Origin of the sequence: Campylobacter peloridis LMG 23910, from assembly GCF_000816785.1 — a bacterium.
GTDB classification, from domain to species: Bacteria; Campylobacterota; Campylobacteria; order Campylobacterales; family Campylobacteraceae; genus Campylobacter_D; species Campylobacter_D peloridis.
This window is the reverse complement of record NZ_CP007766.1, coordinates 1,360,149-1,376,133: the sequence shown is the minus strand read 5'-3', so window position 1 is coordinate 1,376,133 and position 15,985 is coordinate 1,360,149. Positions and strand designations below refer to the sequence as shown.

The following is a 15,985-nucleotide window of genomic DNA, read 5'->3' as shown; positions in this document are numbered from 1 at the left end:
AATATAATTTAATTTTTATATATTTTAAGGAGTAAACATTGATAAGAGTATTTTTCATATTTTGCTGTTTTTTGGCGTTTTTACAGGCTAAAAATTTTGATTTAATTCAAACAAAGCTTGAAAAAGTAGATGATATTTATGGCTATATAAAAGATGATCCTAAAATTTTATTACATTCTAGTGGCATAGTAGTGCATGATATTGACACTCAAAAATCAATCATCGCAAGAGCTAGCGTTATAGGTCGTGAAAATGGTTTTATCAAATTGCAATTTAAAGTTTTTGATATGCTTGCTCAAGATGCTATGCCATTGCCAAATGTATTGCCACAAGTTGGCGATAAGGTAGTTTTAAACTATTTGTATGATAGAGCTTTAATCATTGCTCCTGATAAAAAAGTTTATGATTTTATAGCACAAAAAATGAGTGGTTTGTATTTTTTACATCCTGATTTATTTGGTGCACATATGATACAAGAATACCGCCAAACTCCCAAAAGATCAGATTTTAGATCATTTTGTTCTCAAAATGCTGTTGGTTTGTTAGTTGTTGCTTTAGAGAAAAAAGCTGAAGTAGTAGATTGTCAAGATTTTGGTAAAATTGAAGAATTTGAAATCCCTCAAGCTCAAAGTTTACAAATTCCATTTTACTCAAGAATCACAGGTTATAAAAGCGATATCTTTAGCTTGAACGATGAAGCTATTGGAAATTATTATGTATACTATGAAAAACTTATCAATTTAACTAGAGAAGAAAACTAATGCAAAAAATCCATCAAAAATTCTTTCAAGAACTTTTAGGGGCACAAAATGCTCACTTTGATCCTATCCATCAAAGAGCTTATAGTTATGATGCTACTAGAAAACATTATTTGCCAGATGGTGTGCTTTTTCCAAGAGATGAAAATGATATTGTTCAAATTTTAAAATACTGCAATGAAAATAAAATCATAGTTATTCCTAGAGGTTCGGGAAGTGGATTTACTGGGGGAAGTTTAGCGGTTAATGGTGGAGTGGTTTTAAGCTTTGAAAAGCATATGAATAAAATTTTAGAAATTGATCTTGAAAATTTAGTTGCTATAGTCCAACCTGGCGTGATAAATATGACTTTGCAAAAAAAAGTAAAAGAATATGGCTTATTTTATCCGCCTGATCCTGCTAGTATGGAGTATTCTTCTTTGGGAGGAAATGTTAGTGAAAATGCAGGAGGAATGAGGGCTGCAAAATATGGCATCACAAAAGATTATGTTATGGCTTTAAGAGCGGTTTTGCCAAATGGTGAGATTATTAGAGCAGGAAAAAAAACCATTAAAGATGTAGCAGGTTATAATTTAGCAGGAATTTTAATAGCAAGTGAGGGTTCTTTAGCTGTGCTTAGTGAGATTACCTTAAAATTAGTTGCTTTGCCTAAATTTAAAAAAACTGCCATGGGGATTTTTAGTAGCATTGATGATGCAATGAATGCGGTTTATAAAACCTTAGCTAAAGGTGTGACTCCTGTTTCTATGGAGTTTTTAGATCAATTAAGCATACAAGCTATAGAACAAAAATTCCAAAAAGGTTTGCCTAAGGATGCGGGTGCGATTTTGATTGCTGATGTAGATGGCAATGTTAAAGAAGCTTTAGATGCTGATTTAAACATTTTACATGAGTGTTTTTTAAATTCAGGTGTTAAGGAATTTAAAATCGCTAAAGATGAGCAAGAAGCAGCTGATATTTGGTTTGCTAGAAGAAATTGTTCTCAAAGCATTAGCATATATGGAAATTTAAAGCTTAATGAAGATATCACCGTGCCAAGATCAAAGCTACCAGAACTTTTAAAAGGTATAGAAGCAATTTCTAAAAAATATGGCTTTAAAATTCCTTGTTTTGGGCATACTGGCGATGGTAATGTGCATACTAATGTAATGGTGAGTGATAAAAACGATCCTGCATTGGTAAAAAAAGGTTATGAAGCTGTAGAAGAGGTGTTTAAACTAACTATCTCTTTGGGTGGAACTTTAAGTGGAGAGCATGGTATAGGCATTTCAAAAGCTCCTTTTATGAAACTTGCTTTTAGTGAAGCTGAAATGAACTTAATGAGAAATATCAAAAAGGCATTTGATCCAAATAATATATTAAATCCTTTTAAAATGGGACTTTGATGAATTTTAAAAATATTTTTAAAATTCTCTTAGTTTTAAGAGATAAAGAAATTTTAAATTACGCTGCGGCTTTAAGTTTTTATACTATTTTATCTTTGATACCTCTTTTGTTTTTGTGTTTTTGGGTTTTTACTCAAATTCCAAGTTTTGATATGTATCAAGAAAAGATTAAAAATTTAATTTTTACTTTTTTAATCCCAACCCAGCAGGATATAATCATACAGTATATCAATACATTTTTAAAAAATAGTGTAAATTTAGGATTGATTGGGCTTTTGGCTATGGCTATAACATCTTTGGCATTTTTTTCAGGTTATGATTATGTGATTAATAAACTTTTACAAGAGGATTCTAAAAGTCTTTGGCATAGTATAAGTTCTTATTGGACGCTAGCAACTTTAACTCCATTGGGACTTGGAGTGAGTTTTTATATTTCAGGTTTTATACAAAAAACTTTAGATAATTTTAATATTGCCTTAAATTTTTTTGAAATTTTACCTTATGTGATTATTTGGGCTTTATTTTTTGTATCTTATTCTAGTTCAGTCAGCAAAAAAGGAGACTTAAGAGCACTTTTGCTTAGTTCTTTTGGCGCTTCTGTGATTTGGTATATTTCTAAGATGATTTTTGTTTATTATGCTGTATATAATAAAACTTACTTAAATGTTTATGGCTCTTTTTCTGTGATTTTGTTTTTCTTTTTATGGATATATATATCTTGGATTATTTATCTTTTAGGTTTAAAAGCTTATTTGATTTTAAATCAAGAAAATAAAGGGAACAAGCCCAAGAGAAATTACAAAAAGAGCTAAGTATTTATTGAAAATAGCCAAAAAAGATAAAATCAGATATAAAATAAAATATATATTGTTTATAGTAAAATCAATACTATATGATTTTATAGCAAAAAAATTTAACAAAAAGGTATCTAGCAAATTGCCATAAGAAAAAATATGTAATAATAAAACTAAAGGGTAAAAAATAATAAAAATCAAACTAAGCGGTATAGCTAAAAACTGCTGCAAACTTAGCAAAGGAAAAAAATGCAATACTGGTATAATCATAGCTAAAAAAGTCCAAAAATTAAGCAATATTATATGTATGTAATTAGAAAAATATTTTTTAAAATGATAAAGATATAAATAAATATAAAAAACTCCTAAAATTGAAAATAAAAATCCTATACTAAAAAGGAGTTTTGGAAAAATACTTATACAAAATGCAACACTTAAAAATAAAAATTTAAAACTTAAAATTTTAATGTTTCTACTAAAAAGATAAAAACCAAATAAAGCCATACACAATGCTCTAGTATATGAGGGGGTAAAGTCAATAATAAATATATAAGAAATTAAAAGCATAAAAGCAAAAATACTAATATCAAGCTTTAAACTTCTATAAGGAAAATATCGTTTTTGAAAAAAAGCATACAAAGGATTAAGTATAAAAAAGCAAAAACTAAATAATAATCCCAAGTGATAACCACTTATTGCAATTAAGTGTGCTATACCATAAAAATTTACATCATTTCTAAGTTCTTTTGATACACTTTGGGCAAAAAATAATGCCCCATAAAATTCTTTTATTTTTTCATTAGTATGTTGACTTAAAAAATAATTCTTTATTTTATTTTCATTGAAATTATTTATGCTTTTATTAAAATCATAACTTGGAACAAAGAAACTTTTACTAAGATAATCTTTAAAACTAATGTTTTTTGTGATAATTCTAAGACTTAGAATATCGTTTTTATTAAATTTTAAGTCAGAATAATTTGCTGTATAAAAAATAAAATTATTATTTTTTACTTTTAAAATTTGATAATGTTTGCCCTTTTTGGTTGTTTTATTTTGGCTTGATAAAATTATATTCTCTTTAAGAAATAGGTGTTTTGTAATTTTAAAATTTTGATATTTTTTATACTCATAAATAAGATTAAAGCAAAAAGTTATAAAAAAACATAATAATAAAATAAAAAATTCTCTATAAGCATAATTTATAGAGAATTTTATTTTCATTTTTTTCTAGAAAAGCGTGATAAATATAACCATATAATTAAAATTAAAGTGATTATAAAAATAGGAGCGATATAAGGATAATTTGAAAATACTTCAAAAGCTTCCTTTAAAGTATTTCCAAAAATAAAACCAGCATAAGCTAAAACAACAGCCCAAATTAAACTTGCTAAAGTATTAATGATAAAAAATCTTACAAAGCTAAATTTACAAAGTCCTGCAGCTATAGGGATAATAGTTTTTACTCCATAAATAAATTTTTGCACTATTAAAAGCAAGTCGCCATATTTTTTGATTTTTATCATAGCAAGTGCAATTTTTCTTCTATGGTTTTTAAAATAAGGCATAATATCTTTTTTGTAGTATTTTCCTAAAATAAAAAGCAAGGTTGAACCTATGGTATTAGCTAGAAAAGCTAAAAATATACACAAGTGTAAGTCAAGCTTAGTTGAACTTGCACAAAGAACCCCTGCAGCAAGTATAGCCACCATTCCTCCACCAAAAGAATAAAAAAATAAAATCAAATAACCATAAGTGCTAAGATTATCAATCATTTCTTGCATATAAAAACCTTATTTTGCAAAATCAATAGCTCTAAGTTCTCTAATAACATTTACTTTTATTTCACCAGGATATTGCACTTTTTCTTCTATTTCTTCAGCAATTTCTTTGGCTAAAAGCACGGCCTCATCATCATTGACTAATTTAGCATTTACTATAACTCTAATTTCTCTTCCTGCGTTTATCGCATAAGCTTTTTTAACCCCTTCTTTGCTTTTTGCTATATCTTCAAGCTCACTAACTCTTTTTAGGAAAGCTTCTAATACTTCGCGTCTTGCACCAGGGCGTGCAGCGCTTAAAGTATCTGCAGTACAAACTGCAGCTGATTCTATACTAGTAGCTTCTTCATGTCCATGGTGAGCATATATTGCATTAATTACTACAGGATGTTCTTTATATCTTTTACAAAGCTCAGCACCTAAATCCACATGAGAACCTTCAAATTCATGGGTTAAAGCTTTTCCTATATCATGCAAAATTCCAGCTCTTCTAGCTAGCTTTTCATCCCCGCCACACTCAGCAGCAATAATCCCAGCTAAATGCGCTACTTCTAAAGAATGCGCTAGGGCATTTTGTCCATAACTTGCTCTATATCTTAGTTTTCCTATAAGTTTTACAATTTCAGGATGCATTTGATTTAAACCTAAATCCATTATAATGGTTTGCCCCTCTTCTAATATACCATCATCAAATTCTTTACACACTTTTTCATGAATTTCTTCTATTCTTGCAGGTTGTATTCTTCCATCTTCTACTAGTAGTTCAATCACCTTTGTAGCAATGGCTCTTCTATAAAGATTAAAACAACTTACTATAATCGCTCCAGGTGTATCATCGATGATAATATCAACTCCCAAAACCATTTCTAAAGTTTTTACATTTCTACCTTCTTTACCTATAATACGACCTTTTAGCTCATCGTTTTTGATATTAACTACATTTATGAGTCTTTCAGCCGCAAATTCTCCTGCAAATCTTGAAGTAGCTTGTGCTAATATATAGTTTGCTTTTCTTTTTGCTTCTGTTCTTGCTTCTTCTTCGTATTTTCTAACAATGTGTGCAATTTCAGCTCTTGAATTTTCTTCTACTTTTTTTAAAACTATAGTTTTAGCTTCATCTTGAGTAAGTCCTGCTGAATGTTCTAAAATTTTTAAAACATCACTAAGTTTTTTTTCATAAGTATGTTTTAAATTTTCATTTTCTTCATACATTGTTTTTATATTTTGTTTTTCTTTGTTTAGTTTGTTTTGATTTTCCTCATAAAGCTTTTCTTGATAGCTTAAATTTTGTTCTTTTTTATTAAGCTCATCCATTTTAGCAGAATGTTCTTTTTGTAGTTTTTGAATTTTTTCATCAAATTTTTTCTTCGCACTAAATTCTGCTTCAGCAACTGAATTTTTAGCATCTTTAAGTGTTAATTCTGCTTCATATTCTATCGCTTTTGCTTTTGCTTTTGCTTGCTCTAAAAAGATATTAAAATTTGCATCATTAATCTTTTTGGCGACTACATACCCAATCCCTCCGCCTGTAAAAACGGCTATTAATCCAACTAATATTTCTATCATTTTTTATTACTTTCCTAACAAATTTTTTATAAGGGTTTATGTAAAAATTCCCTTTTATATCATGATCTTGGCTAAAATAATATTCACTTTTAGCGTTAATTGATTGTGTGAAAATAACCAAAGGCTTTTTATATTGTATATCATTAAAAAACCTATCATAAAATCCTTTTCCATGACCAATTCTTCCTAAATTTGCATCAACACCTACTACAGGAATGATGGCTACATCTATATGTGCATGTAAAAAAGAATCTTTTGGTTCATATACACCAAAGCTCTTTTTATCAAGAGTTAATCTTAATTTTACTACTTTTAAACTTTTATCTTGCATAAATGGTACAAAAATTTGATATTTTTTAGCAAAAAAATGCCTAAATTTGTAAAGATTTATTTCATAATTTAAGGGTATATAAATGAGAATATTTTTACATTTTTTATGATATTTTAGAATTTTATTTATATTTTTAAATACCAAAAAATCTTTTTTATACTGATAAGTTAGTGTTTTTTTCATTTTAGCTTTTTGTTGTAGTCTAAAATTATTTTTTATCAAGACTTAGCCTTAAGTTTTTAACTTTTTATGTTATACTTTTAAGCTTAAAAAATAATAAGGAAATTTTTTGAAAATTAAAATTTTAATTACAAGTTTAATCATTTTCATTTTTTTTAATGCTTGCTCAAATGAAAAAGAAAACACACATGATGATGGAAATAATCAAGCAAGTTTATCGCAAAGCGAAAATGTAAATTTTACTTTAAAATTTTTAGATGGTAGAAAATTATTTATAAAAACAAATAATCAAAATTTTTATTTTGATGATACTTCTAAGGCAAAATTATTTGTTTTTTTTACAACTTGGTGTGCTCCTTGTAAGGTTGAAATTCCCCACTTGAATAATTTATATCAAAAATATAAAGATAGATTTGAAGTAATTGCTCTTTCTTTAGAAGAGAATAAAGAACAAGAAATGTTTGAATTTATACAAGAGTATAAAATTGCTTACCCTGTAGCAATTGGGGAGAATAATTTTATTTTTTCTAAAATTTTAAATGTTGGAGCTATTCCTACTATGGTTTTGTTTAATGCAAAGGGTGAAAAAGTAAAAGAGTATTTAGGTGTAATTCCTGAAGAAATGCTTGATGTTGACATACAAAAGGCTATTTTATAATGTTTAGTTTTTTAAAAAATGGTTTAAAAAAAACTTTAGAAAATATAAATTTAGTAAAAGCAAATAACAAAAAAATAACAAAAGAACTCTTAGAAGAAATGCTATTAGAAGCTGATGTTGCTTATGAGATTGTAGAAGAGATAATTTATTATTTACCGCCAAGTGATGAGGTAAAAAAAGAAGATTTAAAAAGAGTGATGAGTGCGTATTTTATATACGATCAAAAAGAATTTAAAGACTATAAGCCTTTTGTTGATTTGATTATAGGGGTAAATGGAGCTGGCAAAACCACTACCATAGCAAAACTTGCAAATTTATATAAAAATCAAGGCCAAAAAGTAATCTTAGGAGCTTGCGATACTTTTAGAGCCGGAGCTATCGAACAACTTAGAATTTGGTCTGAAAAAATAGGAGTTGATATAGTTTTAACTTCTCAAGGACACGATCCATCAGCAGTTGCTTATGATAGTATTTCTAAAGCTATTGCAAAATCATACGATAGAGTTTTATTAGATACTGCTGGACGCTTACAAAATCAAAAAAATTTAGCAAACGAACTTGATAAAATAGTAAGAATTTCAAACAAAGCTTTAGAAAATGCTCCTCATAGAAAGATTTTAATACTTGATGGAACTACTGGTAATGCGGGGATTTTACAAGCTAAAGCTTTTAATGAGCTTGTAAAATTAGATGGAGTGATTATCACAAAGCTTGATGGAACCGCAAAAGGTGGAGCTTTATTTAGCATAGCAAGGGAATTAGAGCTTCCTATATTTTATATAGGAATAGGGGAGAAAATGGAAGATATTTGCGAATTTAATGCAAATGATTATCTAGATACCATTTTAGATCCTATGTTTGAATAACTTAAATTTTTAAATAATTAAAATTTAGGTGGTTTTATGGCTAAAAAACAAATTTTATTTGAATGTCAAGCATGTGGAAATCAGCAAAGCAAATGGCTTGGTAAATGTCCAGAATGTGGATCTTGGGATAGTTTTATAGAATTAAAACAAGAGCAAATTAAAATTCTAAAACAATTAAACACGCAAAAAGCTCAAAGTGCAATTTGCATACAAGATGTCCAAATTGAAGAATTTCAAAGAGTAAGCACTAAAGATAATGAGCTTGATTTGGTTTTAGGTGGCGGGCTTGTTGTTGGATCTTTGGTATTAATAGGAGGAACTCCAGGAGTTGGCAAATCAACTCTTTTGTTAAAAATTGCTTCAAATTTAGCAAAAAATGAAAAAAAAGTATTATATGTAAGTGGCGAAGAAAGCAAAGCACAAATAAAACTTCGTGCAAATCGTTTAGATGCAAATGATAAGAATTTGTTTTTATTGACTGAGCTTTGTTTAGAAGATATTTTAAATGAACTTTTAAATAAAGATTATGAAATTTTAATAATAGATTCAATACAGACTATATATTCAAACAAAATTGCTTCAGCAGCTGGAAGTATAACTCAAGTAAGAGAAATTACATTTGAGCTTATGCGTTTTTGTAAAGCAAAAAATATAAGCACTTTTATAATAGGCCATATAACAAAAGATGGATCCATAGCAGGCCCTAGAATTTTAGAGCATATGGTAGATGTGGTTCTTTATTTTGAAGGTGATGCAAATAAAGAAATAAGAATTTTAAGAGGTTTTAAAAATCGTTTTGGAAATATAAGTGAGGTTGGTATTTTTGAAATGACTTACAAAGGCTTAATAAGCGCAAAAGATATTTCAAATAGATTTTTTACAAGAACAAAATCAGTAAGCGGAAGTGCATTAAGTGTGATTATGGAAGGATCTCGCGCTTTGATTTTAGAAATTCAAGCTTTAGTTTGTGAGAGTTCTTATCCAAAAAGAAGTGCAACAGGATATGAAAAAAATCGCTTAGATATGCTTATAGCTTTGCTTGAGAGAAAGCTTGAAATTCCACTTGGTAGATATGATGTTTTTATAAATGTAAGTGGTGGAGTTAAAATCAATGAAACTGCCGCTGATTTAGCTGTGGTAGCGGCTATAATCTCAAGCTTTAAAAATAGACCATTAAGTAAAGATAGTATTTTTATAGGTGAGCTTAGTTTAAATGGTGAGATAAAAGAGGTTTTTTCGCTTGATGCAAGATTAAAAGAAGCTAAAATGCAAAATTTTAAAAATGCCATTTTACCAAATAAACCTATGGAAGATATAGGCTTGAAATGTTTTGTAGCAAAGGAATTAAAAGAAGTATTAGAATGGATGTAATTAGATATTTGTTTTTATGTTTTATTATAAATTTTTCTTATGCAAATATAACAGGTTATTATATTTTAGAAAAAGATGAAAACAATAAGCAAGCTATAGTCGAGATTTTTAAATATAAAGATAAATACTATGCTTATGCTTTAGGATATAGTGATAAAAGTTATGGCAAATACAAAAACACTATATTTATGTGGAATTTAGAACAAATCAAACAAAATAATTTTGATAATGGAAAAATATTAAATATAAAAAATAATAAAATTTATGATATAAAATTAGTTAATAATAAAGATTATTTAAGTATAAAAATAAAAATCATATTTGGACCCACATTAAAATGGAAAAAAATTTCTAATGATGAATTTGATAAATATGGATTTATTAGGCCTGATATAAATAAAATGATAAATGGTTTTTTAAAGGTAAATGATGAATGATTTTGATATAGTGATTATAGGATCAGGACTTGGAGGCTTATGTGCTGGAGCGTATTTAGCTAAAAATGGTAAAAAAGTTTTGATTTTAGAACAACATTTTTTAATAGGTGGATGTGCAACTTGTTTTAAAAGAAAAGGCATTTTGATAGATGCGGGACTTCACGAGATGGATTTTGGAGATTTTAAAACAGATATGAAGCATATAATATTTAAAAAATTAGGCTTAGATAAAAAAATAAAATTTATAAAATTACCAAGCGCTTGGAGTATTAAAAGTAAAAACTATAATTTAACATTGCCTCATGGTATAGAAAATGCAAAAGCTATATTAAAGCAAGAATTTCCACAAGAATGTAAAGGCATAGATAAATATTTCGACTCTATCAAGCTTCAAGCTTATGCGGTTAGAAGATTTCCTTGGGATATGAATTTTTTAGAACTTTTTTTATATCCATTTACAACTGCTTGGATTTTTTTAAAAAATAAAATTATGAATAAAAAAGTAGATGAAGTTTTAAATTCTTTCATTAAAGACAAAAAATTAAAAAAAATATTAAATGCAAATTTAGGTTATTATCATCACGATAGCAAGGAATTTATATTTAGTTTTCATGCTATTGCTCAAAAGCATTATTATGATAGTGGTGTTTATATAAAAGGCGGTTCTCAAAGCTTAAGCGATGCTTTAGCTAATATAATAAAAGAAAATAATGGAGAAGTATTAACAAAGGCTGAAGTTGTAAAAATACTCACAAAAGATAATTTTGCTTATGGAGTAGAATATATAAAAGATAATAAAAAAATAGAAATTTTTGCTGATAAAATCATAGCAAATTGTGATCCTTTGATAGTTTATAAAGATTTGCTAAAGAATTTAAATTTGCAAAATGAAATAAATTTTTTAAATTCCAAAAAAAGAGCTTGTTCTTTAATAAGTGCTTATTTTATATATGATAAAAATATTTCTGATATTTATAAGGATATGGATTATTGTAATTTTATTTTTAATGATGAATTTTTTGATATAGATGAAACAAATATGCTAAAAATAGATTTGAAAAAGCGTCCTATGGCTTTTGTGAATTATTCTAAAATAGATAATGGTTTAAGTAATGATAATGACAAATTTTTAGGCGTTGTGGCGATTAGTTCTAATTATGATGAATGGAATTTATCAAAAGATGAATATGAAAATAAAAAAGATGAAGTTTTAAATTCTATCATAAAAAGATTAGATGAAATTTTTCCAAATTTAAGTTCTTATTTAATACATAAAGAATTAGCCACTCCAAAGACTATACAAAGATATACAAAAGCTTATGAAGGAACGATTTATGGATTTTCTCAAGATAAGGAAGGAAGTAAATATCGTTTAAATTATAAAAGCGATATTATAAAAAATTTATATTTTGCAAATGCTTTTATATTTCCAGGTGGTGGATTTACTGGTGCTATTATAGGTGGATATTTTTGTGCAAATAAAATTCTTAAAGAATAATTTCATTAAATTATAAGCAAGTTTTTTATACAATTTGAAATAATTATTTTATACTACTGAGGTTTTTTAATGAAAGATTTATTTTTGTTTAGTTCTTTTATTGATTCTAGTCATACTTTTGCTTATTTTTTTCATTTAGGTATAGTGGTTGTTATTTCTATACTTTTAGCAAAACTTGCAACAAGCTCTATGCAAATTGTTCCAAGAGGAAGTCAAAACTTAGCAGAAGCTTATATGGAAGGTATATTGAGTATGGGAAGAGATACTATGGGAAGCGAAGAAGCTGCAAGAAAATATCTTCCTTTGGTAGCAACTATAGGTTTTATAGTCTTTTTTAGTAATTTAATTGGTATTATTCCAGGTTTTGAAGCTCCTAGTGCTAGTTTAAATTTTAGTGCATCTTTAGCTATTATTGTATTTTTTTATTATCATTTTGAAGGTATAAGAACTCAAGGTTTTTTTAAGTATTTTGCCCATTTTATGGGTCCTGTTAAAATTTTAGCTCCATTGATGTTTCCTATAGAGGTAGTTTCTCATATTTCAAGAGTTATATCTTTATCATTTCGTTTATTTGGAAATATAAAAGGTGATGACTTATTTTTAGCTGTTATTTTAGCTTTAGTTCCTTGGATAGCACCACTTCCTGCTTATATGCTTTTAACTTTTATGGCCTTTTTACAATCTTTTATATTTATGATTTTAACTTATGTTTATTTAGCTGGTGCAACTGTTGTTGATGAACATCATTAATTTTTAAAAAGCAAAAAATTATTTTTGCTTTTTTTGTTATTTAGTCTTTAAATATTCTTTTTTTAAACTCTTTTTGAAATAAAAAACGATAAAATAAATAAAAACTCAAGGAAAATTTTAATGTTTGAAGTAGTTATTGGACTTGAAGTTCATGCACAATTAAATACCAAAACCAAGATCTTTTGCTCTTGCGCTACTTCTTTTGGGGAAAAAGCAAATACCAATGTATGCCCTACATGTTTGGCATTACCAGGTGCTTTGCCTGTATTAAACGAAGAAGCGGTTAAAAAAGCTATATATTTTGGAAAAGCAGTTAATGCTACTATAAATAAAAAAAGTATTTTCAATAGAAAAAATTATTTCTATCCTGATTTGCCTAAAGCTTATCAAATTTCACAATTTGATATTCCTATTGTAGAAAATGGGGAGTTGTTTATAAATATAAATGGAGAAAACAAACGCATAGGCATAACAAGGGCTCATTTAGAAGAAGATGCGGGTAAGAATATACATGAGGGTGCTTATTCTAAAGTGGATCTAAATAGAGCAGGCACCCCTTTGCTTGAGATAGTTAGTGAGCCAGAGCTTAGAAGTTCTGATGAGGCTGTTGCGTATCTTAAAAAACTTCATTCTATTATAAGATTTTTGGATATTTCTGATGCAAATATGCAAGAAGGAAGCTTTAGATGTGATGCAAATGTAAGCATACGCCCAAAAGGAGATACCAAGCTTTACACAAGAGTTGAGATTAAAAATCTAAATTCTTTTCGTTTTATACAAAAAGCTATTGATTATGAAGTAATGCGTCAAAGTCAAGCTTGGGAAGATGGAATATATGATAAAGAAGTGGTGCAAGAAACACGCTTATTTGATACCACAAATTTGGTAACAAGAAGCATGAGAGGTAAGGAAGATTCTGCTGAGTATAGGTATTTTCCAGATCCTGATTTATTGCCTGTGCTTTTAGATGATGATATGTTAGATGCAAAAATTCCTGAGTTACCTGATGAGAAAAAAGCAAAATTTATCAATGAACTTGGAATCAAAGAAAGTGATAGTGAGGTTTTAATTTCATCTTTAGAGCTTTGTAAGTATTTTGAATATTTAATTTCGCAAAATTTAAATCCAAAACTATGCGTTACTTGGCTTACAACAGAGCTTATGGGCTTGTTAAAAGGCGAATTAACTATAGAAAATTCACCTGTTAAACAAGAAAAATTAGCTCTTTTAATCAAACGCATACAAGAGGGTATAATAAGTGCTAAAGCAGCTAAAGATATACTTGCTTATGTTTTTGAAAATACGCAAGTTGATATTGATGAGGCCATAGAAAAATTAGGTTTAAAACAAGTTAGTGATGATGGAGCTATAGAAAAAATCATTGATGAGATATTAAAATCTAATGAAGATAAAGTAGCTGAATACAAAAGCGGTAAAGATAAGCTTTTTGGATTTTTTGTTGGTCAAACTATGAAAGCAGGCAAGGGCGCGTTTAATCCTGCTAAAGTGAATGAAATTTTAAAAGCAAAACTTGGTTAATTATGAAAATAGCAGTCATTGGTGCAGGAAAATGGGGTAGTGCGATTTATGATGCTTTGAGTGTGAATAATTCTTGCCTTATTACTTCCTTTCACCAAAAAGCTGTGCCAAATTTTGTAAATATTAAAGAGGCTTTAGAGTGTGAATTCTTAGTGTTTGCTTTAAGTACTCAAGGTATAAGATCTTATTTAAGAGAGAATTTTGAAAATAAAAAACAAAAAATTCTCATTGCTTCAAAGGGTATAGAAACTAATACTTGTCAATTTTTAGATGAAATTTTTTTAGAATTTGTAGATAAAGAGCAAATTTGTGTTTTAAGCGGGCCATCTTTTGCAAGTGAAGTGATGCAAAAATTACCTTGTGCTTTAGTTATAAATGCGTATAACCAACAAAATGCTAAAGAATTTGCTAGTTTTTTTCCAAATTATATTAAAACTTATGTGGGCGATGATGTAAGAGGAGCAGAAATTTGTGGAGCTTATAAAAATGTTTTAGCTATTGCTAGTGGAGTTTGTGATGGACTTAGTCTTGGTAATAATGCAAGAGCTTCTTTAATTTCAAGAGGGCTTATAGAAATGCATAGGTTTGGTAAATTTTTTGGTGCAAAAGAAGAAACATTTTTAGGTTTAAGCGGAGCAGGAGATTTGTTTTTAACTGCTTCTAGCACTTTATCAAGAAATTATAGAGTTGGGCTGGATTTAGCTAAAAATAAACCTTTAAGCGAAATTTTAAAAGGACTTGGCGAAGTTGCAGAAGGCGTTCAAACTGCGTTTGCAATTAATACCTTAGCAAAAAAACACAAAATTTATACCCCTATAGTTCATGAGGTTGTTTTAATGCTTGAAGGAAAAAAAGCTCAAGAATGTCTTGTAGATTTAATGTTACCAAAGGAGATTTCATGATTATTAAACATGCAAAAATTTATGGTGAAGAGCAAGTTGATCTTAGAATTAAAGATGGTAAGATTATAGAAATTGGCAGTATTTTACAAAGTGATGATTGTGATGTTCTTGACTTACAGGGTAAAACTTTACTTCCTTCTTTTATTGATTTAAATGTTAGTTTATGTGATGATAGTTTTAGTGTTGATAATCTATGTTATTTAGAAAAATCATGCTTACAAGGTGGGGTTGGAACTATTGTCTTAAGAGATAGCTTATTAGATGCAAACACTCAATTTTATATGCTTTATTTTGATAAATTAAAATCTTTTAAAATTACTATACTTCCTACAATTAAAGCTGTTAATAACGAAGGCAAATTAAAAGATATTTCTATTTTATTGGATAATGGTGCTAAAGGCTTAGAAATTCAAAGTAGTTTAGGTTCAAATTTATTAAGGCAAAGTATGCAATATGCAAGTATGAAAAATAGCATAGTTTTTTTAAAATGTTTTGATGAAAATTTTGATGATCATGGTGTTATGAATGATGGAAAAACAAGTTTTGAATTAGGACTTATAGGAATTAGTGATATAGCTGAAATTAGTGAAGTAGCAAAAATGAAGCAAATTGTACAATTTTATAAAAATAAAGCAAGTTTTGATTGTTTGGGTATAAAAAAATCTTTTGAAATTTTAAAAGATGATTTTAGTGAAATTTCTATACATCATCTTATTAAAAGCGAAGATGCGTGTGAGAATTTTAATACTCAAGCTAAAATTTTACCACCATTAAGGGCAAAAGAAGAACTTGATGATTTACAAAAAATGTTAAAAAATCAAGAGATTAGTTTTTTAAGTTCATTACATTCTCCAAAAACAAATAAAAATTTAGCATTTGATGAGGCAGGATTTGGGATTGATAGTATAAATTCATATGCTAGTTTATGTTTTACTTATTTCGTAGATAATAAAATTTTAAATTGGAGAGAACTTTGTGATCTTACAAGTTTTAATCAAGCTAAATTTTTGGGATTAAATAAAGGAAAAATAGAAGTAGGTTATGATGCAGACTTGATTATTTTTGATGAAAATATTTCTACCAAAGGTAAAGGCCTATATAAAAACGATACCTTAAAAGGTAAGGTCAAAAAACACTTAATAAACGGGGAAGTTTTTAGCTTTTAGCTA

At 27.9% G+C, this 15,985-nt stretch carries 16 protein-coding genes; 12 read left to right on the top strand and 4 right to left on the bottom strand.

Annotated elements, in window-relative coordinates; genetic code table 11:
- The first annotated feature begins 41 nt into the window (after positions 1 to 41).
- The 3 genes from CPEL_RS06725 to CPEL_RS06715 are packed head-to-tail and all read left to right on the top strand — an operon-like array spanning position 42 to position 2,955.
- Positions 42 to 761 carry a plasminogen-binding N-terminal domain-containing protein gene (locus CPEL_RS06725; protein WP_375154877.1) on the top strand — a complete coding sequence of 240 codons (720 nt, stop codon included), beginning with the start codon at positions 42 to 44 and terminating at the stop codon, positions 759 to 761.
- Positions 761 to 2,143: a gycolate oxidase, subunit GlcD-related protein gene (locus CPEL_RS06720; RefSeq protein WP_044599162.1), complete on the top strand. Its 1,383-nt coding sequence runs from the start codon at positions 761 to 763 to the stop codon at positions 2,141 to 2,143. The genes CPEL_RS06725 and CPEL_RS06720 overlap by 1 nt, the downstream gene beginning before the upstream one ends.
- On the top strand, positions 2,143 to 2,955 hold the full coding sequence (locus CPEL_RS06715) for a ribonuclease BN (protein ID WP_044599161.1): 813 nt from the start codon (positions 2,143 to 2,145) through the stop codon (positions 2,953 to 2,955). The genes CPEL_RS06720 and CPEL_RS06715 overlap by 1 nt, the downstream gene beginning before the upstream one ends.
- Here the strand turns inward: CPEL_RS06715 and CPEL_RS06710 are convergent.
- From CPEL_RS06710 to CPEL_RS06695, 4 genes are read right to left on the bottom strand one after another with little or no spacing between them, the layout of a single operon-like run.
- A complete protein-coding gene (locus CPEL_RS06710) occupies positions 2,902 to 4,161 on the bottom strand; it encodes a ComEC/Rec2 family competence protein (protein WP_044599160.1) in 1,260 nt (419 codons plus the stop codon). The two genes, CPEL_RS06715 and CPEL_RS06710, sit on opposite strands and share 54 nt — an antisense overlap.
- The gene (locus CPEL_RS06705; RefSeq protein ID WP_044599159.1) at positions 4,158 to 4,721 is read right to left on the bottom strand and encodes a DedA family protein; all 564 of its coding nucleotides are present in this window, start codon (positions 4,719 to 4,721) and stop codon (positions 4,158 to 4,160) included. Before CPEL_RS06705 ends, CPEL_RS06710 begins: the two co-directional genes overlap by 4 nt.
- 9 nt (positions 4,722 to 4,730) lie before the next feature.
- Complete coding sequence (gene rny / locus CPEL_RS06700) at positions 4,731 to 6,284, bottom strand: ribonuclease Y (RefSeq protein ID WP_044599158.1); 1,554 nt, start codon at positions 6,282 to 6,284, stop codon at positions 4,731 to 4,733.
- A complete protein-coding gene (locus CPEL_RS06695) occupies positions 6,208 to 6,837 on the bottom strand; it encodes a 5-formyltetrahydrofolate cyclo-ligase (protein WP_044599157.1) in 630 nt (209 codons plus the stop codon). The genes rny and CPEL_RS06695 overlap by 77 nt, the downstream gene beginning before the upstream one ends.
- Before the next feature lie 67 nt (positions 6,838 to 6,904).
- Here CPEL_RS06695 and CPEL_RS06690 point away from each other — a divergent pair, with 67 nt between their 5' ends.
- The 9 genes from CPEL_RS06690 to CPEL_RS06650 all read left to right on the top strand — a co-directional run bounded on the left by CPEL_RS06690 (position 6,905) and on the right by CPEL_RS06650 (position 15,982).
- The gene (locus CPEL_RS06690; RefSeq protein ID WP_044599156.1) at positions 6,905 to 7,453 is read left to right on the top strand and encodes a TlpA family protein disulfide reductase; all 549 of its coding nucleotides are present in this window, start codon (positions 6,905 to 6,907) and stop codon (positions 7,451 to 7,453) included.
- Entirely contained in the window at positions 7,453 to 8,319 is an 867-nt protein-coding gene (gene ftsY / locus CPEL_RS06685) for a signal recognition particle-docking protein FtsY (protein WP_044599155.1), read from the top strand. The genes CPEL_RS06690 and ftsY overlap by 1 nt, the downstream gene beginning before the upstream one ends.
- A gap of 36 nt (positions 8,320 to 8,355) precedes the next feature.
- Positions 8,356 to 9,690, top strand: coding sequence for a DNA repair protein RadA (gene radA / locus CPEL_RS06680; RefSeq protein WP_044599154.1), 1,335 nt, complete (start codon positions 8,356 to 8,358; stop codon positions 9,688 to 9,690).
- Complete coding sequence (locus CPEL_RS06675) at positions 9,681 to 10,127, top strand: DUF2147 domain-containing protein (protein WP_084083591.1); 447 nt, start codon at positions 9,681 to 9,683, stop codon at positions 10,125 to 10,127. Before radA ends, CPEL_RS06675 begins: the two co-directional genes overlap by 10 nt.
- The gene (locus CPEL_RS06670; protein WP_065757279.1) at positions 10,120 to 11,625 is read left to right on the top strand and encodes a phytoene desaturase family protein; all 1,506 of its coding nucleotides are present in this window, start codon (positions 10,120 to 10,122) and stop codon (positions 11,623 to 11,625) included. Before CPEL_RS06675 ends, CPEL_RS06670 begins: the two co-directional genes overlap by 8 nt.
- Before the next feature lie 69 nt (positions 11,626 to 11,694).
- Positions 11,695 to 12,375, top strand: coding sequence for a F0F1 ATP synthase subunit A (locus CPEL_RS06665; RefSeq protein ID WP_044599152.1), 681 nt, complete (start codon positions 11,695 to 11,697; stop codon positions 12,373 to 12,375).
- 120 nt (positions 12,376 to 12,495) lie between these two features.
- Entirely contained in the window at positions 12,496 to 13,914 is a 1,419-nt protein-coding gene (gene gatB / locus CPEL_RS06660) for an Asp-tRNA(Asn)/Glu-tRNA(Gln) amidotransferase subunit GatB (protein ID WP_044599151.1), read from the top strand.
- Positions 13,915 to 13,916: 2 nt separating this feature from the next.
- Complete coding sequence (locus CPEL_RS06655; RefSeq protein WP_044599150.1) at positions 13,917 to 14,816, top strand: NAD(P)H-dependent glycerol-3-phosphate dehydrogenase; 900 nt, start codon at positions 13,917 to 13,919, stop codon at positions 14,814 to 14,816.
- A complete protein-coding gene (locus CPEL_RS06650) occupies positions 14,813 to 15,982 on the top strand; it encodes a dihydroorotase, subgroup IIa (RefSeq protein ID WP_044599149.1) in 1,170 nt (389 codons plus the stop codon). Before CPEL_RS06655 ends, CPEL_RS06650 begins: the two co-directional genes overlap by 4 nt.
- Positions 15,983 to 15,985 lie beyond the last annotated feature (3 nt).

Coding starts and splice junctions, on each gene's coding strand:
- CPEL_RS06705 (WP_044599159.1), bottom strand. CDS start 4,721: ATGCAAGAAATGATTGATAATCTTAGCACTTATGGTTATTTGATTTTA.
- gatB (WP_044599151.1), top strand. CDS start 12,496: ATGTTTGAAGTAGTTATTGGACTTGAAGTTCATGCACAATTAAATACC.
- CPEL_RS06715 (WP_044599161.1), top strand. CDS start 2,143: ATGAATTTTAAAAATATTTTTAAAATTCTCTTAGTTTTAAGAGATAAA.
- CPEL_RS06675 (WP_084083591.1), top strand. CDS start 9,681: ATGGATGTAATTAGATATTTGTTTTTATGTTTTATTATAAATTTTTCT.
- rny (WP_044599158.1), bottom strand. CDS start 6,284: ATGATAGAAATATTAGTTGGATTAATAGCCGTTTTTACAGGCGGAGGG.
- CPEL_RS06670 (WP_065757279.1), top strand. CDS start 10,120: ATGAATGATTTTGATATAGTGATTATAGGATCAGGACTTGGAGGCTTA.
- CPEL_RS06655 (WP_044599150.1), top strand. CDS start 13,917: ATGAAAATAGCAGTCATTGGTGCAGGAAAATGGGGTAGTGCGATTTAT.
- CPEL_RS06650 (WP_044599149.1), top strand. CDS start 14,813: ATGATTATTAAACATGCAAAAATTTATGGTGAAGAGCAAGTTGATCTT.
- CPEL_RS06665 (WP_044599152.1), top strand. CDS start 11,695: ATGAAAGATTTATTTTTGTTTAGTTCTTTTATTGATTCTAGTCATACT.
- ftsY (WP_044599155.1), top strand. CDS start 7,453: ATGTTTAGTTTTTTAAAAAATGGTTTAAAAAAAACTTTAGAAAATATA.
- radA (WP_044599154.1), top strand. CDS start 8,356: ATGGCTAAAAAACAAATTTTATTTGAATGTCAAGCATGTGGAAATCAG.
- CPEL_RS06710 (WP_044599160.1), bottom strand. CDS start 4,161: ATGAAAATAAAATTCTCTATAAATTATGCTTATAGAGAATTTTTTATT.
- CPEL_RS06720 (WP_044599162.1), top strand. CDS start 761: ATGCAAAAAATCCATCAAAAATTCTTTCAAGAACTTTTAGGGGCACAA.